At 62.6% G+C, this 16,014-nt stretch carries 11 protein-coding genes and 1 pseudogene; 7 read left to right on the top strand and 5 right to left on the bottom strand.

Translation table 11 applies throughout. The annotated features are described in order from the left end of the window. Positions 1 to 62: 62 nt before the first annotated feature. From NIBR502773_RS00270 to NIBR502773_RS00250, 5 genes and pseudogenes are all read right to left on the bottom strand, one after another. The gene (locus NIBR502773_RS00270; protein WP_141155020.1) at positions 63 to 1,136 is read right to left on the bottom strand and encodes an ABC transporter substrate-binding protein; all 1,074 of its coding nucleotides are present in this window, start codon (positions 1,134 to 1,136) and stop codon (positions 63 to 65) included. 20 nt (positions 1,137 to 1,156) lie between these two features. Beyond that, positions 1,157 to 2,308 carry an LLM class flavin-dependent oxidoreductase gene (locus tag NIBR502773_RS00265; RefSeq protein ID WP_057012240.1) on the bottom strand — a complete coding sequence of 384 codons (1,152 nt, stop codon included), beginning with the start codon at positions 2,306 to 2,308 and terminating at the stop codon, positions 1,157 to 1,159. 200 nt (positions 2,309 to 2,508) lie between these two features. Then, a pseudogene (locus NIBR502773_RS00260) lies at positions 2,509 to 4,346 on the bottom strand (ABC transporter ATP-binding protein). Continuing rightward, positions 4,339 to 6,105 carry an ABC transporter ATP-binding protein gene (locus NIBR502773_RS00255; RefSeq protein ID WP_141155019.1) on the bottom strand — a complete coding sequence of 589 codons (1,767 nt, stop codon included), beginning with the start codon at positions 6,103 to 6,105 and terminating at the stop codon, positions 4,339 to 4,341. Before NIBR502773_RS00255 ends, NIBR502773_RS00260 begins: the two are co-directional and overlap by 8 nt. A 56-nt stretch (positions 6,106 to 6,161) precedes the next feature. Beyond that, a complete protein-coding gene (locus NIBR502773_RS00250; protein ID WP_141155018.1) occupies positions 6,162 to 7,394 on the bottom strand; it encodes an acyl-CoA dehydrogenase family protein in 1,233 nt (410 codons plus the stop codon). A gap of 342 nt (positions 7,395 to 7,736) precedes the next feature. Between NIBR502773_RS00250 and NIBR502773_RS00245 the strand changes: the two genes are divergently transcribed. Genes NIBR502773_RS00245 through NIBR502773_RS00215 form a run of 7 tightly spaced genes read left to right on the top strand, consistent with a single transcriptional unit; the run spans position 7,737 to position 15,965 of the window. Next, positions 7,737 to 8,780, top strand: a complete 1,044-nt coding sequence (locus tag NIBR502773_RS00245) for an ABC transporter substrate-binding protein (protein ID WP_065941395.1) — start codon at positions 7,737 to 7,739, stop codon at positions 8,778 to 8,780. A 15-nt stretch (positions 8,781 to 8,795) separates the two neighbouring features. Continuing rightward, positions 8,796 to 9,524, top strand: a complete 729-nt coding sequence (locus tag NIBR502773_RS00240) for a class II aldolase/adducin family protein (protein WP_141155017.1) — start codon at positions 8,796 to 8,798, stop codon at positions 9,522 to 9,524. Between the two features lie 46 nt (positions 9,525 to 9,570). Continuing rightward, positions 9,571 to 10,758 carry an LLM class flavin-dependent oxidoreductase gene (locus tag NIBR502773_RS00235; protein WP_141155016.1) on the top strand — a complete coding sequence of 396 codons (1,188 nt, stop codon included), beginning with the start codon at positions 9,571 to 9,573 and terminating at the stop codon, positions 10,756 to 10,758. 3 nt (positions 10,759 to 10,761) lie between these two features. Continuing rightward, the gene (locus NIBR502773_RS00230) at positions 10,762 to 12,318 is read left to right on the top strand and encodes an ABC transporter substrate-binding protein (protein WP_141155015.1); all 1,557 of its coding nucleotides are present in this window, start codon (positions 10,762 to 10,764) and stop codon (positions 12,316 to 12,318) included. After that, entirely contained in the window at positions 12,311 to 13,366 is a 1,056-nt protein-coding gene (locus tag NIBR502773_RS00225) for an ABC transporter permease (protein ID WP_141155014.1), read from the top strand. The genes NIBR502773_RS00230 and NIBR502773_RS00225 overlap by 8 nt, the downstream gene beginning before the upstream one ends. Then, positions 13,363 to 14,190, top strand: coding sequence for an ABC transporter permease (locus tag NIBR502773_RS00220; protein ID WP_141155013.1), 828 nt, complete (start codon positions 13,363 to 13,365; stop codon positions 14,188 to 14,190). The genes NIBR502773_RS00225 and NIBR502773_RS00220 overlap by 4 nt, the downstream gene beginning before the upstream one ends. Next, the gene (locus tag NIBR502773_RS00215; RefSeq protein ID WP_115488693.1) at positions 14,187 to 15,965 is read left to right on the top strand and encodes an ABC transporter ATP-binding protein; all 1,779 of its coding nucleotides are present in this window, start codon (positions 14,187 to 14,189) and stop codon (positions 15,963 to 15,965) included. The genes NIBR502773_RS00220 and NIBR502773_RS00215 overlap by 4 nt, the downstream gene beginning before the upstream one ends. Positions 15,966 to 16,014: the final 49 nt, after the last annotated feature.

Here is a 16,014-nt window from a genome sequence, read left to right as displayed (position 1 = left end):
TGTTCGCACATTGCAGGAGCCCGGCTTGCTGGCGATGGCGCCCGTGAATGATGCAGTAATCATTAGGAGGCCATCGCTGGCAACCCAGCTCCTGCAGGGTTGGCGTTGTCGTTGAGCACAGTGTTCAACGGCCGTGCATCGATCCATTCACGCACATCGAAGCGCTGTGGAATAAAGCGCCAACGGTGCAAAAAGTGGGTGAAGTCCTGCAGGGCAGCAATCGCCTGTTCATCCAGCTCGGTACGCAGGCGCCGGTGCGCGTCCTGGCCATAGGCGGCTGTCACCCAATACTCGCTGCTGTTGGTTTCCCGCGCCAGGTAACGGCGGGTGTCTTCCGGGTGGGTATGGGCCCACTGTTCGGCGCGCAGCACCGCGTCGAGGATGCCAGTGGCCACGTCAAAATGGTTCTCCAGCAGGTTCAGGTCTACCGCCAGCGTGCGTGGGGTGCCGTTGTTGCTGCGGATCAGTGGGTCGGGGTGGGCGCCTGTATCGATCACGATATGCAGGCCGAAATCATGGGCGTGCTGGGCGGCGCTGGCGCCCTTGAGGAAAATTGCATCCACCTCGCCGCGCAGCAGGCCGATCAGTTCCAGGTTGCGCGCGCTGACCTGGGTGTTAACCGGCGTGCCGGCTACATTGCGCACGGCGCTGTCACTGAAGGTACCGCCGTAGCGGAAGTTGACAAGCTTCACATCGCCGACTTTCAAGCCTTCCAGCGACAGCGCGTTTTCCAGGCCGCGCAGGGCCTGGGCGCGGGTGAAGTCGATTTGAACGCCGGCCCAGTCCGGCAAGCCGAAGGTGCGGCCGTTGAGGTCCTTGACGGTCTTGATGCCGCTGTCCGGGCGGGTCAGGATCAGTTGCACTTCATCCGCCCAGGACAAGCCGATCACCCGGGTTTCGCGGCCTTGGGCGCGGGCCCAGATCGCCGGGATATTGCCGCCATGGCGCACCGAGTTCTGCAAGGTGTGGTCGAAGTGCGACTCGCGCACGGCCTTGTCATTCGATTCGCGCAGGGACTGCACCTCGGTGCCCAAGGCGCCGACGGTGTCTTGCAACCAGCCCTTTTGTACGGCGATGCCCAGCCCGGTTGGCACAGGACAACGGGTATACCATAGAGTGTCGAGGGGTTGTGTCATCAGAGGTTCTCCCCCAGCGCTTAGGCGCTGGCTTTCAAAGGTTGGATCGCCGGGCGTTGGTGCACCAGCGGCAATACTTCCTGGCCAATGCGCAAGGCTTCCTCAAGGTGCGGGTTGCCGGCAAGGATAAAGGTCGAGAAGCCAGCGTCGCGGTATTCCACCAGGCGCTCGGCGATGTTTTCGTGGCTGCCCACCAGGCCGACGGTGGGTCCCGGCTTGGCCTTGGCGAAACCAGCCCAGAGGTTGGGGCCGATGGTCAGGTCGTCGAAGCGGTCGACGTTCTGGTGATAGGCGGTCTGCCGCGCGCCGCCGACTGAATCCGAACCGCTGGTAAAACCTTTGGCAACCGTACTGGTCTTGCCTTCGAGTTTGTCGAATTGGCGTCGCAGGTCTTTCCAGGCCAGCTCTTCGGTCTCACGGGCGAACAGGTCGACCCGCAGGCCGAAACGTACCGTGCGCCCTTGTTTGTCAGCCAACTCGCGTACGCGCTCGATATGCGGCTTGAGCTTGTCGATGGGCTCGGCCCAATTCAGGTACACGTCGGCGTGTTTGGCGGCAACGCCCAACGCAGCATCGGAGAATCCGGAGAAATAAACTCCTGGCTTGCGCTCATGACGCAGGCCGGTGGGCAGGGCACCGTTTTCCAGCTGATAGATCGCACCGTCGTAGGAGAATTTTTCGTTCTCCCACAGGCCCTGGATGATGTCGAGGAACTCGCCGGTGCGCTTGTAGCGCAGGTCATGTTCGAGGAAATCACCATTGGCGCGCTGGCTCGCGGGGTTACCGCCGGTGATGATGTTCCATTCCAGGCGGCCACGGCTGAGGTTCTGCAGGATCGCGGCTTGCTGCGCGGCGTAGGCGGGCAGGGTCCAGGTGGCTTGGAAGGCGATGAGGAACTTGATGCGCCGGGTTTCGCGGGCCAGCGCTGCAGCGGCGATCCAGGGCTCGGGGCCGGTGGGCAGCAAGGCACCTTCAAAACCTGCAAGTTCGGCGGCCTTGGCCACTTGGGCGATGTAGTCGATGTAGGTGAAGTCATCCGGCTCGCCGTTGGGTAATCGCCCCGGGGCGATATTGCCGGGCCGGTAGTCGGGGTTGCCACGGTTGTGTTTGTCGGTGGTCAGTTGCGGACCGTCGGTGCCCAACGGCAGGCGCCAGAAAAATTCAGTGCTCATGGGTGCTCCTGATTTGAGTCGTGCAAGGGGCGCAGACCTGATGCGCAAGGTCTCTGCAACGTGCATGCCATGGGCGCATCGACCAATGGCTACGGGGGCAACCGCACTTCAGAAGGAGAGGGCTGCTGCTGTAGCAGCAGCCTCCCAGCAACCAATGCTGGACGCGCAACATAGGCTTTCAGGGGCCGGCACGCCGGCTCCTATAGGGCGATGGCGTCAGGTTGATGGGCGCTGCGCAGGTAGGTGTGGTACAGCGCTGCATAGGGCCCGGCCTGTCCGATCAATTGCTGGTGTGGCCCCAGTTCCACCACTTGGCCGTGGCGTACGACGGCAATTCGGTCGGCATCCCGAATGGTTGCCAGGCGGTGGGCGATGATGATTGCCGTGCGCCCCTCACACAGGCGTCGCAAGGCCTGTTGGATACGCCGTTCGGTATGAATATCCACCGCCGACGTCGCCTCATCCAGTACCAACACCGCGGGGTCCGCCAGGTACGCGCGCACCAGGCACACCAGTTGCCGCTGGCCATGGCTCAGATGTGCCCCCAGTGGCCCTACTTCAGTGTGGTATTGATGGGGCAGGCGTTCCAGCACTTCATCGGCGCCCAGCTCACGGGCAGCGGCGACCAGCGTTGCATCATCGGCCTGGGGCGCGGCCAGGCGCAGGTTGTCGAGGATGCTGCCGCTGAACAGTACATTGTCCTGCAACACCACGCCCACATGGCGACGCAAGGTATGTTGTGCCAGGTCGCGCACATTGATGCCGTCGAGTCGCACGGCGCCGGCTTGGACTTCGTAGAAGCGCGTCAGCAGTTGCACCAGGGTACTTTTGCCGTGGCCGGACGGGCCGACGATCGCCAGCACTTCTCCTGCTGGAATATGCAGGTTCAAGCCTTTGATGACGGGCGCCTGACCATAACCGAACACCACCTGGTCAAACTGTACTTCCCCACGAGCGCGTTCCATTGCGCGGGGGTGGCGCTGTCGACGATCTGCGGACGCGTGTCAAGCAACAGGAAGATCCGCTGGGCCGACGCCGAACCCGTGGCGTAGCGTTCAAACAGGTCCGACAGCTCCTGCAAAGGCCCCAGGAACAGAAACACGTAGAACAGGCTTTCTGCCACCTGGCCGACACTGACGTCACCCGCCGCCAACCCATACGCACCCACCAGCAGTAACAGCGCGATGCCTGCCGAACTGAGCAGTGCGGTAAACGGTGCAAACCACGACGAGCGCAAACTGCCGCGAATCAACGCATGGTTGAAATCATCCAGCAGCACGCGATAGCGCTGCAGGTTCGGCGTCTCCTGGGCGCACTGTTGCAGCAAGCGCGCACCGCTGACACTTTCCACCAAGTGCGCAGTAAAGCGGCTGCGGTTCTCCGCGACCTTGGCCCAGTTGCGCTGGGAAATACGCTTGAAACTCCATGTCGCGAGCACCAGCAATGGCACTGTCGCCACCAGACTGAGGAAGAACCGTGGGTCGATGCGCCAGAGCATTACCGAGGCCAGGCCGCAGCGCAGCACGGCGCCCAGCAATTCCGGCGGACCCTGGATCACCAGTGGTTCGAGGGCGTCGACATCGCGGTCGACCCGGGAAATGATGCGCCCTGCACGAGTCTGGTCGAAGTAGCTCACGCTCAGGTTCTGCACATGGGCAAACACCTGTACGCGCAAGGCATTCAACACGCGGATCGCCGCGCCGCCGGCAACAAACTGCGAGACCCCGGCCACCAGGAAACGCGCCAGCCAACTGGCCGCCAGGCCCAGGCCCAGCCATAGCACCAGGCGTTCATCCAGCAGCCAATGATCGGCTTGCCGGATCAGCCCTCGGTCCAGCAGCTCGCGCACAAACCAGGGCCGCAGGAACACGGTGAACACCAGTAGGATCTCAAGGCCGATGACAGCCGCAATCTGCCGTCGGATCGGTCGCAGTAACGGCAGCAAGCGTTTGAACATGCCACGATCGAGGGCCTTTTTCGCCAGCATTTCTTCGATTTCGATATCGCTCAAGGCTTTGCCTGGCAGCGGGTTAGCCATGGTCTATCCCCAGCAGGTCGCGGTAGTGCGCATTGGTTGATTGCAGTTCAGCATGGGTGCCTTGGGCGGTGATCCTGCCGTCGCCCAGCATCAGCACGCGGTCGGCCAGCAGGATGGTCGAGAGCTTGCTGGAGATCACCAGCACCGTGGTGCCGCGCAGGTGTCGCAGGTTGTGCAGCACCTGGCGCTCGCTGATGGCGTCGAGGGCGCTGGTGGCGTCGTCCAGGCACAGGATGTCGGGTTTTCCGAGCAGCGCGCGGGCCAGGCACAGGCGTTGGCGCTGGCCGCCGGATAAGGTCACGCCCCTATCGCCGAGAGGGGTTTCAAGGCCCAGGGGCAGGCGCTGCAGGACATCTTCAGCAGCGGCTTGATGCAACGCTTCGCGCAGTTCTTCGTCAGTGGCATTAGGCGCGGTCAGGCGCAGGTTGGCCGCCAGGCTGCCGGCAAACAGGAAACTCTCCTGGGGTACCACATGCACTCGCTGACGCAGCGGGCCCAGTTGCAGGTTGCGGATGTCCTGCCAGCCGTCGTTGTCCGAACCGAGCAACAGGCGCCCGGCGGTTACATCGCTCAGGCGTGGCAGTAAGCTGGCGAGCAGGCTCTTACCGGTACCGGTTGCGCCCACCAGCGCGACGATTTCACCCGGCTGCAAGGTCAGCGAACAGCCGTGCAAAATGTCGCGGCCACCACCGGGCGCGGTCACGCTGACCTGTTCCAACTTCAGTCCCAGCGGGCTGGCGGGTAGGGTGGCAGCACCACTGCGAATCGCGGCCGGGGCGTCCAGCAGTTGCCAGATGCGTTCGGCACTGGCGCGGGCATCGGCGAAGGTCTGCATTACCCGGCCGATGCCCTCTATACGAAACACCAGGGTGGTGGCGATCAGCAGCGAAGTGACTAATTCGCCGATTCCCAGTTGACCGGTCGCCACCAGGTGCGCGCCGTATACCAGGATCCACACGTGACCCAGCGCCACCACGGCCTGGGGCAGCGGAATACGTGAGCTGGAATAAGCCAGGGCCTGGCGCGCCAACGTAGCAAACACCGCCACCTGATCGGCAAAACCCTGGATACGCTGCTGTTCCAGGGCGAACGATTTGATCACCCGCACGCCGCCAATGCCTTCGCTGAGGTCCTGGTTGACCCGGTCATAGGCGCTACCGACCGCGCGATCCAGGCTCACCAGCTGTTCGGTCTGGCGCACGAAAATCGCCAAGCCGGTCACCGTCAGCAACAGCGGCACCAGCCCCAGCAGCGGGTTGTACCAGCTCAGCAGGCCAACCGTGGCCAGCACCACCAGCGGTGTCTCTACCAACTGCCGCCAGAAGGTGATCAACGCATCGCGGACTTTGTCGGCATCACGGGTGGTGCGGGTGATCATTTCACCCATGCCGTGCTGCCAGTGATAGCCCATGTGCAGGCTTTGCACCTGGGCCAGGATGCGTTCGCGCAGGCGCGTCAGCAGTTCCTGGCTGATCACCAGCGACAACACGCTGGCGATGTATTGCAGCACGCCACGGCCCAGGGCGACGGCCAGCATCAGGCCCAGCCAGTACCAGCCAAGGCCGGCATCCAGGCTGCCGTCGCCGAGGCGTACCACGGCACGCCCGGCGCTCACGTCATTGACTGCATGGCCGATCAGCCATTGCTGCCAGACCAGGCCCAGGTTGATGGCCACATACAGCGCCGCCACCAGGATGAATCGCCAGGGCATTTCCCTATAGATCGCCAGGCTGCGTAGAAGAGGGTGTCGTTCGATCATGAAAAGCTCATTGGCATAAACGGCGTATAGGGGCACACACAACACCCTACGGTGATTTATTTGCGCGTAGCGCCCTGGGTTTCCTTGGCGTTGAGGATCGCGGTGTATTCACCGGGGTCCACGCCATTGAGGTAGTAGTTGCCCACATGGTGCAGGCGCCAGCGGATCGGGTCGTGGGTGGTGTGCACCCGGGCATTGCGCCAGAAGCGGTCGAGGTTCCATTTGCTCAGCGATGAACTGGCCCCCAGCAGCGAGAAGATATCGCTGGAGATCTTCAGCGAGGCGCTGTCCGAATGGGCACGGGCAGTGGCCACCGAAAGGATCAGCTCGTCTTGCAGCTCTTTGTTTTCCGGGTCTTGCTCATGGCGGTCAAATATCCGTGCCGCATCGCGCAGCAGGGATTCAGCGGCGCGCAGGGCCACGGCGTATTCGCCAATCTGTTTGATGATGTGCGGCTCTTCATTGGCATGGTCTACGCCGCTTTCCACCCAAGGCCGAGCGTTGTGCTTGAGGTAGTCGACGGCCGCCGACAACGCGCCGGCCGCGATACCGGTATCAATGGCCGCGTGAAGGATCTGCGGGAAGGTCAACCCGGTACGCTTCATTGGGCCCTTGCGGCGTGAAACAAAATCCTCATCCAGCACGATATTGTCGAAGTTCACCGTGCCACTCACCGAGTTGTTCTGGCCGAAGGCGTCCCAGTCGTCCACCAGGGTCAGGCCTGGCGTGTTGCGGTTGAGCAGTACGCCGGCACCGCCGTCATCCGAGGCGGCCGTGAGGGAGATCCATTCGGCCAGGTAAGAGCCCGTGGAGTAAAACTTGCTGCCATTGAGTACCAGGGCGCCGTCCTCGCGGCGTTCGACGCGGGTCTTGAGGGCGAACTTGTTCTTGCCGCCTACCTCCGCCAGGGCGTTGCCGAAACGCTTGCCAGCCAGGACATCGCTGACCAGCCGATCGCGTACTGCGTCCGGGTAACCGTTGAAAATCCCGCGCAGCATCACATTGTGGATTTGCAGCAGTTGCCCGACGCCGCCGTCGGCCACCGAAATGATGCGCACGGTTTCGACGATGGTCTGCACCGATGCGCCCAGGCCGCCGAAGGCCTTAGGTACACCGATGGCGGTGATGCCGCTTTCGGACAGCAATTGCGCCTGGCGCCAGGGCAGTTGGCCATTTTGCTGGGTGTCGGCGGCAATGCTGGCGATCTCCACGGCGATTTCTCTGGCGGCGGCGATGGCCTCGGCTTCGCTGTGCAGGTGGCGGGCGGGCGCCTGTTCATACGTTGTCATTCATTCATCCTTTGGTTTGCCCCGTTCCTCTATGGCTGTGCGTCATCGTTGACGAACATCGCCGGCAAGCCGGCTCCTGCGGGGAGGTTGGTGTTGGGAGGGCTTGAGCAAGTTCTGCGCCAACGAGCAAAACCCTGCTGTATGGGGGAAGGGACGCGTCGGTTTGCTGCTGGGGAAGCAGCGTCGTGAAACGGCTGCTGGAAGAGCAGCAGTGCTGTTGGCAGGCCAGCAGTCGCGTTTGGATGTTTGTTTCGATGCCCTTGTAAACCGGGGCTTTGAGCGATTGGCACGCCCTCTGCAATACCCCCCTTTACTGACTTGCCCAATTTAATGGAGCTGCCCATGACCCTTTCCGCTGTCCTGCCCACGCCTGAGCTTGAGCAGATCTGGTTTACCCGTTGCCCGGTGCCGACTGCGTCCGGCATCGCCTACAAGCTGGGCTGGTTGAGCGAGGAGTTCGCCTCCGACGGTCTGCCGGTGTCCACCTTGCAGGAGGCGCGTCAGTTGGGCCGGCACCACTACGATCACGATTTGCCGGGGCTGTTTCGCGAAGGCGGCAACGTCCCTGCATTGGCCGCACGTGCTGCGGGTGCGCCGAGCCGCTTGATCGGCCTGACCTGGATCGAGGAATGGCAGACCATCCTGGTCCGCCCGGACTCCGGCATCACCCGTCCCGCAGACCTGAGGGGCAAGCGCCTGGCCCTGCCAGCCTGGGGTGAAAGCCGTCCCGGCAGCATCGCCCGCGCCATGAGCCTGCATGGCTATAAGGGCGCATTGAGCCTGGCCGGACTGGGATTTGATGATGTGGAACTGGTGGAAGTGGCATTGCAGGACCAGGAACAAGCGCCTGACCCGCAGCAAGGTTTGCAGCGCTTGTGGTCCGGCCTGGATTACCTGGTGCGTGGAGAGGTGGATGCGGTTTACGTCAAGGGCGCTTCGGCGGCCGACGCCGCACGCCGCCTGGGGCTGGTGGTGGGGATCGACTTGGACCTGATCGCCGAGCCGCGCTACCGCATCAACAACGGCACGCCGCGTCCGATCACCGTTCACCAGAGCCTGCTGGACAACCACTTTGACCTGGTGGTGCGCTTTCTCGCGCAAACCCTCAGCGCCGCCGATTGGGCGGCCAACAACCGCGACAGCCTGAACGCCATTCTAGAAGAAGAAACTCGCGCCGGCAGTGCCGGTGTGGCCGAGGCTTATCGCGGTGATTTCCACACCACCCTGGCGCCGGACCTGTCTGCCCAGCGCCTGGAATTCCTCGATATCCAGAAAGATTTCCTCTACCTGCACGGCTTCCTGGAGCGCGATTTTGCCATCGCTGACTGGGTCGACCCGCGCCCCCTGCAAGCTGCCCATGAACTGTTGGCCAAGCGCCGCGCCTGAATCCGGAGAATCCCCATGACTGCCATTGCCCACACACAACCGATCAGCCAGGAACTGCAAACCTTCATCGACAAGGTCCTGCTGGAAGCAGAAGAAGCCTTCACCGTGTTCCGTGAAACAAACACCATCACCGCCGCTGGGACGGTCGGCTTTATCGAGCGCGTACCTGGCCAGGAACTGTTGGTATCGGTGAACTACGCAGGCCCGTGGAACTACCGCAAACCGCTGCAAGCCACGGTTACCGACTTTGCCGGCAACGTGGTTTTTGGCAGGGGCAAGGGCGGCCTGGGGCGCTACACCAAGCTGTTCCAGCAACACCCGGATGTGACCACCGTGTCCCACGTGCATTCGCCGTACCTGGGCGCCTGGGCCCAGACCCACCGCACCTTGCCATTCCATTACGTGCCGGTGCAGCGCTACCAGTTGGCCCGTGAACTGCCGGTGTATATCGACCGTCGCCAGCAGGAAGTGGATTTCATCCTCGACAAGATCGCTGAGAACCCCTTCAACCTGGCGATCCTGGAGGCCAATGGCGGCTCCACCGTGTGGGGCAAGCAAGGCCTGCGCGCCACCGCCGAATTCATCCTGTTGCTGGAGGAGGGCGCACAACTGCAATTGCTTGCCGATGCACTCGGTGGCTCACGGGCCTACGGGCCGGGCGTGTTGACCCAGCAATGGAAAATGAGCGGCCTGTTCGAACAAGCCACGGCACTGGGCCTGGTCCCGGCCATCGACCGCCGTTAACGCCTTACCAGTTCCCACAGGGTTCTCTATTTCCAGGATGTTTTTTATGGCTGTAAAAATTCTTTGGTACTTGACCACGCCCGATGGCCCCTATCCATGGGAGCCTCAAGGCCGTTGGAACACTGATTTCCAGCACCTCAAGCAGCTCGCCGTGGCCAGTGATCGCCTGGGCTACTACGGTTCGCTGCTCGGTTCCAGCCCCAATGAAAGCCTGGCGGTGGCCGCGTCGTTGATCGACGCCACCCAGCGCCTGCGTTTTCTGGTGGCGCAGCACCCGGGCGAGTTATCGCCAGCGGTGTTGGCCAAGTGGGCACTGACCTTCGACCAGTTCTCCAATGGCCGCCTGCTGTTCAACGTGGTTAATGGCAATGACGCGGGCCTGGCGACACTTGGGGTGCACTACCCGCATGACGAGCGATACGCCTTCAGCCTGGAATACTGGCGGGCATTCCAGGGTTTCTATGCCGGCGACACGCGTGGCTATGACGGTGAGTACGTCAAGCTCGCACCGCGTTCGCCGGGCGCAGCCAACCATCCACTGGGCGGCTGGCATCCGCCTTACCAGAAGCCGGGCATCCCGTTGTGGGGCGCCGGAACCTCAGGGCCCGGCGTCGAGCATTCGGTGCAATTGCTCGACGTGTACCTGAGCTTCGCCAATACTCCGCCAAAACTCGGCGACAAGTTCCGCAAAGTCGCCGCTGAAGCGGCGAAGATCGGTCGCGAACTGACCTTCGGCACACGCCTGCAAATCATCGTGCGCGAGACCGAGGAAGAAGCCTGGGCCCACGCCGAAAGGCTCCTGCAACGCACCTCGCTGCAAACTGCGCGCAACGCCATCGAGCGCCAGTTACCGGCCGGTGTGAGCCTGGAAGATTTCCACAGCGACGACCCGCAGACCCAGCGTAACGTCGAGACCATTCGCGCCGGGCGTTTGCCGACCGCGCGCGAGCTGGAGATCTATCCTAACGTATGGCTTGGCCCGAGCCTGTTCGGTTTCAATATCCTCGGGCCGGCCGCTGGTACCTACCTGGTGGGCAGCGCGGAACAGGTCGCCGAGCGCATCCGCGAATACGAAGCCCAGGGCACTTCATCGTTCATTCTGTCTGGCTTCCCGCTGATCGATGAAGCCCACCGCGTGGCCGACCTGCTGTTCCCGCTGCTGGACCTGGACCACGGCTTTGAAGCGCCGCGCCTGGGTGTCAGCCAAAAGTCGCCGCAGCGCCAAGAGGCTTGAACCATGAGTGATGGATTTTCTCGCCGGGTGTTTCTCGGCAACAGCTTGGCCATCGGCGGTGGCTTGCTGTTGGGCGGCTGCGACAGCGGCGCGACGACTCAGGGTGCCGCCGTACTGAGCGGTAAGCCCGTCAGCGGTGGGCGCCTGCGTGTTGGCATTATCGATGGCGATCAGTCCGGCAACCTGGATGCCCATAAACCGGTGGGCGGCGGGATCATTCGTGGCTGGGCGCTGTACAGCAAGTTCTGGGAGTGGAACACCGACGTCAGCACACGCCTGGCCCTGGCCGAGTTCGCCGAACCGAATACCGACGCGAGTGCCTGGACCATCCGCATCAAGCCGGGCCTGGAGTTTCACCATGGCAAGACCATCGGCGCTGACGACATGCTGTTTTCGTTGTTGCGCCTTACCGATCCCAAGTTGGCATCGCCGTTTGCCGGCCTGGTCGGTGCCATTGATCGCAATGCCTTACGCAAGCTGGATGAGCGCACCATCGAAATCCGCTTCAAGCAAGGTCAGAGCTTCTTCCCTCTGGATGAAACCCTGATCAGCTTTGGCGGCATCGTCCCCACCGACTATGACCCCATCACCAATCCGGTAGGTGCCGGCCCTTATAGGCTCAAGCGTTTCGTACCCGGCCAGCGCTCGTTGTACACGCGGTTTGAGAATTACTACAAACCCGGCCAGCCTTATGCCGATGAGCTGGAAATCATCGAGTTCAAGGACCAGGTCTCCCGTGTTGCCGCGTTGCGCGCCGGACAGATCGATGTGGCCAGCGGTGTGCAGGCCGAGCACAGTGCGTTGCTCAAGGCCGACTCACGCTTGTCGTTGTGCGTGTCGCCAAGCACTTCGTTTACCGGTTTCAATCTCAACCTGGCCAAGCCGCCCTTCGATGATGTGCGGGTGCGCCAGGCGTTTCGCTTGCTGGCGGATCGGCAAGAGCTGGTGGACCGGGGCCTTAACGGTTTCGGTCGCATTGCCAATGACCTGTATTCACCTCACGATCCCACCTACAACCATGCGATTGCTCAGCGGCCGTATGATCTGGAGCAGGCCCGCTCGCTGCTGCGTCAGGCCGGGCAGACGGATTTGCGCGTGGAACTGACCACCACGCCTGGGCCCGGTGTGAACGCCGCGCTGGTGTTTGCCCAGCAAGCGAAAAAGGCCGGTGTCGAGATACGCGTGAGCCAAGTGGATGGCGCTGTGTTCAACGGCCCGCAGCGTGAGCAGTGGCAAGTGTCGCCGGGTTCTACGCCGGCCCGGGGTTTCCTCGCCTCGGCACTGCACAACGACGCGCCGTTGGCGATCTACAACCGCAGCAATTTCCATGACCCGCGTTTTGATGACCTCTACCGTGAGGCCCTTGCGCAGCCAGACCTGGAGTTGCGTAAAGGCCTGGTACACGAGGCCCAGCAGATTCAACACGAACGCGGCGGATTGCTGATTTGGGGCTTCAACGATGTGCTGGACGCCGCCTCGGTCAAGGTCGGCGGTTTGGCGCCAGAGCAGACCACCTTCGCTTCCTGGCGGTTTGACGAACTGTGGTTGAAGCATGCTTGAGCCTGCCAATCCTCCCCGCACGCCTGCTTGGTTGTCATGGTTTATCGGGCGCCTGGGTTACGGCCTGCTGACGGCCTGGGTTATCAGCCTGGTGGTGTTCATCGCCACCCAGGCCCTGCCATCCGACCCCGCGCGGGTGATCCTCGGCCCGGACGCGCCGCTGGAAAGCATCCTTACCCTGCAACACCAGTTGGGGCTCGACCAGCCAATCCTGTGGCAATACCTGCGCTGGCTCGGCAGCGTCTTGTGCGGGGACCTCGGGGTTTCCCTGGACTCCAACGCGCCGGTCAGCCATATCCTGTGGGGGCGTTTTGGCTACACACTGGCGTTGCTGGTAGGGGTGATTACCGTGGTAGTACCTGGCGCACTGGCCCTTGGCGTGGCCCTGGCATTGCGGCGCGACAGCTGGCTGGATCGTTGGAGCCTGTCGTTGCTGATCTTTCTGAAAGCCACCCCGGGGTTTCTGTTGGCGATTGGCCTGGTATTGCTGTTTTCCATGCCGCACATGGATTTCTTACCCGCGGTATCGATCCTGGATCCCGACCTGTCGCTGCTGCGCCAACTCAAGTCGCTGGTATTGCCGATAATCGCCTTGAGCCTCACTGCATTGCCGTACCTCACGCGCATGGTAAGGGCTGCTGTGATCGAGGCGCAGGAGTCCGATTACGTGATTGCCGCCAGGCTACGCGGCATTCCGCAGCGGCGGATTGTCTGGTGCCACACGTTGCCCAATGCGCTGGTACCGGCGATCCAGGGTGTGGCGCTGACCTTGCGTACGTTGATCGGAGGCGCCGTGCTGGCGGAAGTTATCTTCAGCTATCCCGGTATCGGCACCGCGCTGAACGCCGCGATCCAGATGCGCGACCTGCCGATGATCCAGGCGATTGTGCTGGTGATCACCCTCGCGGTGGTGCTGATCAACCTACTGGCCGACCTATTGACCGTGCTGCTTACACCCAAGCTGCGCACCGCACGGCGGGTGACCCTGATTCAACGCAACCGGAGGGGAATAACCCCGTGGTGGCGCCGCTCCCGAGGTGATGCATGAGTGCCCGTCGATGGTTGGCCGAACCACAAACACGTAAGGGGGCGTTGATCACCCTGCTGGTGGTGGCCGTGGCGCTGTTCGGGCCTTGGTTGGCACCTCACGGGTCGACGGACATGGTCGGTCCTGTCTACGGCGCGCCTGCAGGTGATGCGTGGCTGGGGTATGACTTCCTGGGGCATGACGTGCTGTCGCGGTTGCTCAGCGGTGGTTTGTCGGTGCTGTGGATGTCGGTCGCAGCCGCCAGTATTGCACTGGCGGTGGGCACTACGTTGGGGTTACTGGCGGGGTTGTCGCGTCGGCGCCTGGATCAGTTTATTACCTGGTCGGCGGATGTGTCCCTGGCGTTTCCCGACCTGATTCTGATGCTGCTGATTGTGTCCATGTTGGGGCGCGCACCGTGGTTGATCGTGCTGACAGTCTCCATCGCCTTTATACCGGGCGTTATCCGTTTAGCGCGGGCGAGTGCGGTAGCAGTGGCAGGTCAGGAGTTCGTTGAAGCGGCGCAAATGATGGGCTATTCGCGACGCCGAATTCTGTTCAAGGAGATCCTGCCGAACATCCTCACGCCGCTGCTGGTGCATTTCGGCAACATGCTGACCTGGGGCGTGGGCATGCTGTCGGGCCTGAGTTTTCTTGGCTACGGCGTGGCGCCACCCACCGCTGACTGGGGGCTGATGATCAATGAAAACCAGGCCGGCCTGCTGGTGCAACCCTGGGCCGTATTGGCTCCGGCGGTGCTGATCGGTGTGTTTGCCTACGGCACCAATATTTTGGCTGAAGGCATCGGCCGCAGCAGCGCAAGGCTGGGAGACAGACAAGCATGAATGTGATTACCGAAATCGAAGCCGGGGTGTTGCAGGTCCGCGACCTGCGGGTGGAATTGCCGGGGCATGTGGATGTCGTGTCGGGAATCTCGTTCAGCCTGGCTGCCGGGGAAATTCTCGGTTTGGTGGGGGAGTCGGGCTCGGGCAAGACCACCTTGGCGACTGCGTTGCTGGCACATGCCCGGCGCGGTGCACGGATTGTGGGCGGACAGGTGCACGTAGGTGACCAGGCATTGTTGAGCCTGGAAGGCGAAGCCTTGCGCCGTGCTCGTGGCAGCCTGATCGGTTATGTCGCCCAGGACCCGGCCACCGCGCTCAATCCGGCACTGCGCATCGGTCACCTGTTGCGTGAGACCTTAGCGGCGCATCCTTCTGGGCTTGACCGCGAGGCGCAACAGCAGCGCCTCATCGAGACCCTGCGTGATGTCGGCTTGCCGGACGATCACGGGTTTCTGCGGCGCTTTCCCCATCAACTGTCCGGCGGTCAGCAGCAACGGGTGATGCTGGCGCTGGCTTTTGTGCTGCGCCCGCGCCTGATCGTGCTGGACGAGCCAACCACTGCGCTGGACGTCAGCACCCAGGCGCATATCCTCGCCACGCTGCGTCGGCTTTGCAAAAGCCAGGGCGTAGCGGCGGTGTATGTGTCCCACGACCTGGCGGTGATCAAGGACCTGGTGGACCGGGTGATGGTGATGTACGCCGGGCGCATCGTTGAAACGGCGACGCGGGATGAGTTGTTCAGTCGACCGTCCCATCCCTATACCCGAGGGTTGCTGGCGGCGATTCCGGATGTGGCGGGACGGCGCGAATTGACGGCGATTGCCGGGCATGCACCGGCGCCAGGGCGTCGGCCCCAGGGGTGCAGTTTCGGGCCGCGCTGTGAGCGGTTTACGGCTGGGTGCGCGGTGGCTGAGCCGTTATTGCAGATGAACGCGGCCGGTCGTGGGGTGGCTTGCCTGGCGCCTCACGATCAGGCGTTACAGGTCAAGGCACTCGCGCCAATTGCGGCCTTGAAGGGCCGGGTAGAGCGGTCACTGTTGTCGGTCAGAGGCTTGAACGTCGCCTATGACCGGCAGGTGTTGTTCGATGTCTCGCTGCAGGTGCAACCGGGTGAATGCCTGGCGATTGTGGGTGAGTCGGGCTCGGGCAAGACCAGCCTGGCGCGGGCTATTGCTGGCCTTGGGGAGAATGCCGAGGGGGCACTGGACTACGCCGGCCGGCATTTACCGTTGCACGCCCGCCAGCGCGATGCAGGCCTGCGCCACCAGATTCAATACATCTTCCAGAATCCATATCGCGCGTTGAACCCACGGCAAACCGTGTACCAGACTCTGAGCGCGCCACTGGCGCATTTCTTCGGCGTAAAAGGGGCGCCAGCACGGGAGCGAGTGGAAGCCGTGCTCAAGCGTGTGTCACTGCCGGGATCAGTCGCCGGCCTCTATCCCCACAGCCTGTCAGGTGGTGAACGCCAGCGAGTGGCCATCGCCCGTGCGCTGTTGTGCGAGCCCAGGTTGCTGATCTGCGATGAAATCACCTCGGCATTGGACGTATCGGTACAGGCGTCGATCCTGGACCTGCTGCGCCAGCTACAGCGTGAAGGATTGACGATGTTATTCGTCACCCATGACCTGGGCGTGGTGCGCGCGATTGCTGATCGGGTGCTGGTGTTGAAGGTCGGAAGGGTGGTGGAGCAGGGGGCCGTTGATGATGTTTTGGATCAACCACAGGCGGCCTATACGCGCACGTTGCTGGAGCATTCGCCGTCGTTGGGGTGAATGGCTCCGCTGCACAGTGATCGCCGGCAAGCAGGCCCCTACAGGTACA

Origin of the sequence: Pseudomonas sp. NIBRBAC000502773 (genome assembly GCF_006517195.1) — a bacterium.
Lineage (GTDB): Bacteria > Pseudomonadota > Gammaproteobacteria > Pseudomonadales > Pseudomonadaceae > Aquipseudomonas > Aquipseudomonas marginalis.
The sequence above is the reverse complement of the archived record's forward strand: the minus strand, read 5'-3'. Positions and strand labels throughout refer to the sequence as shown.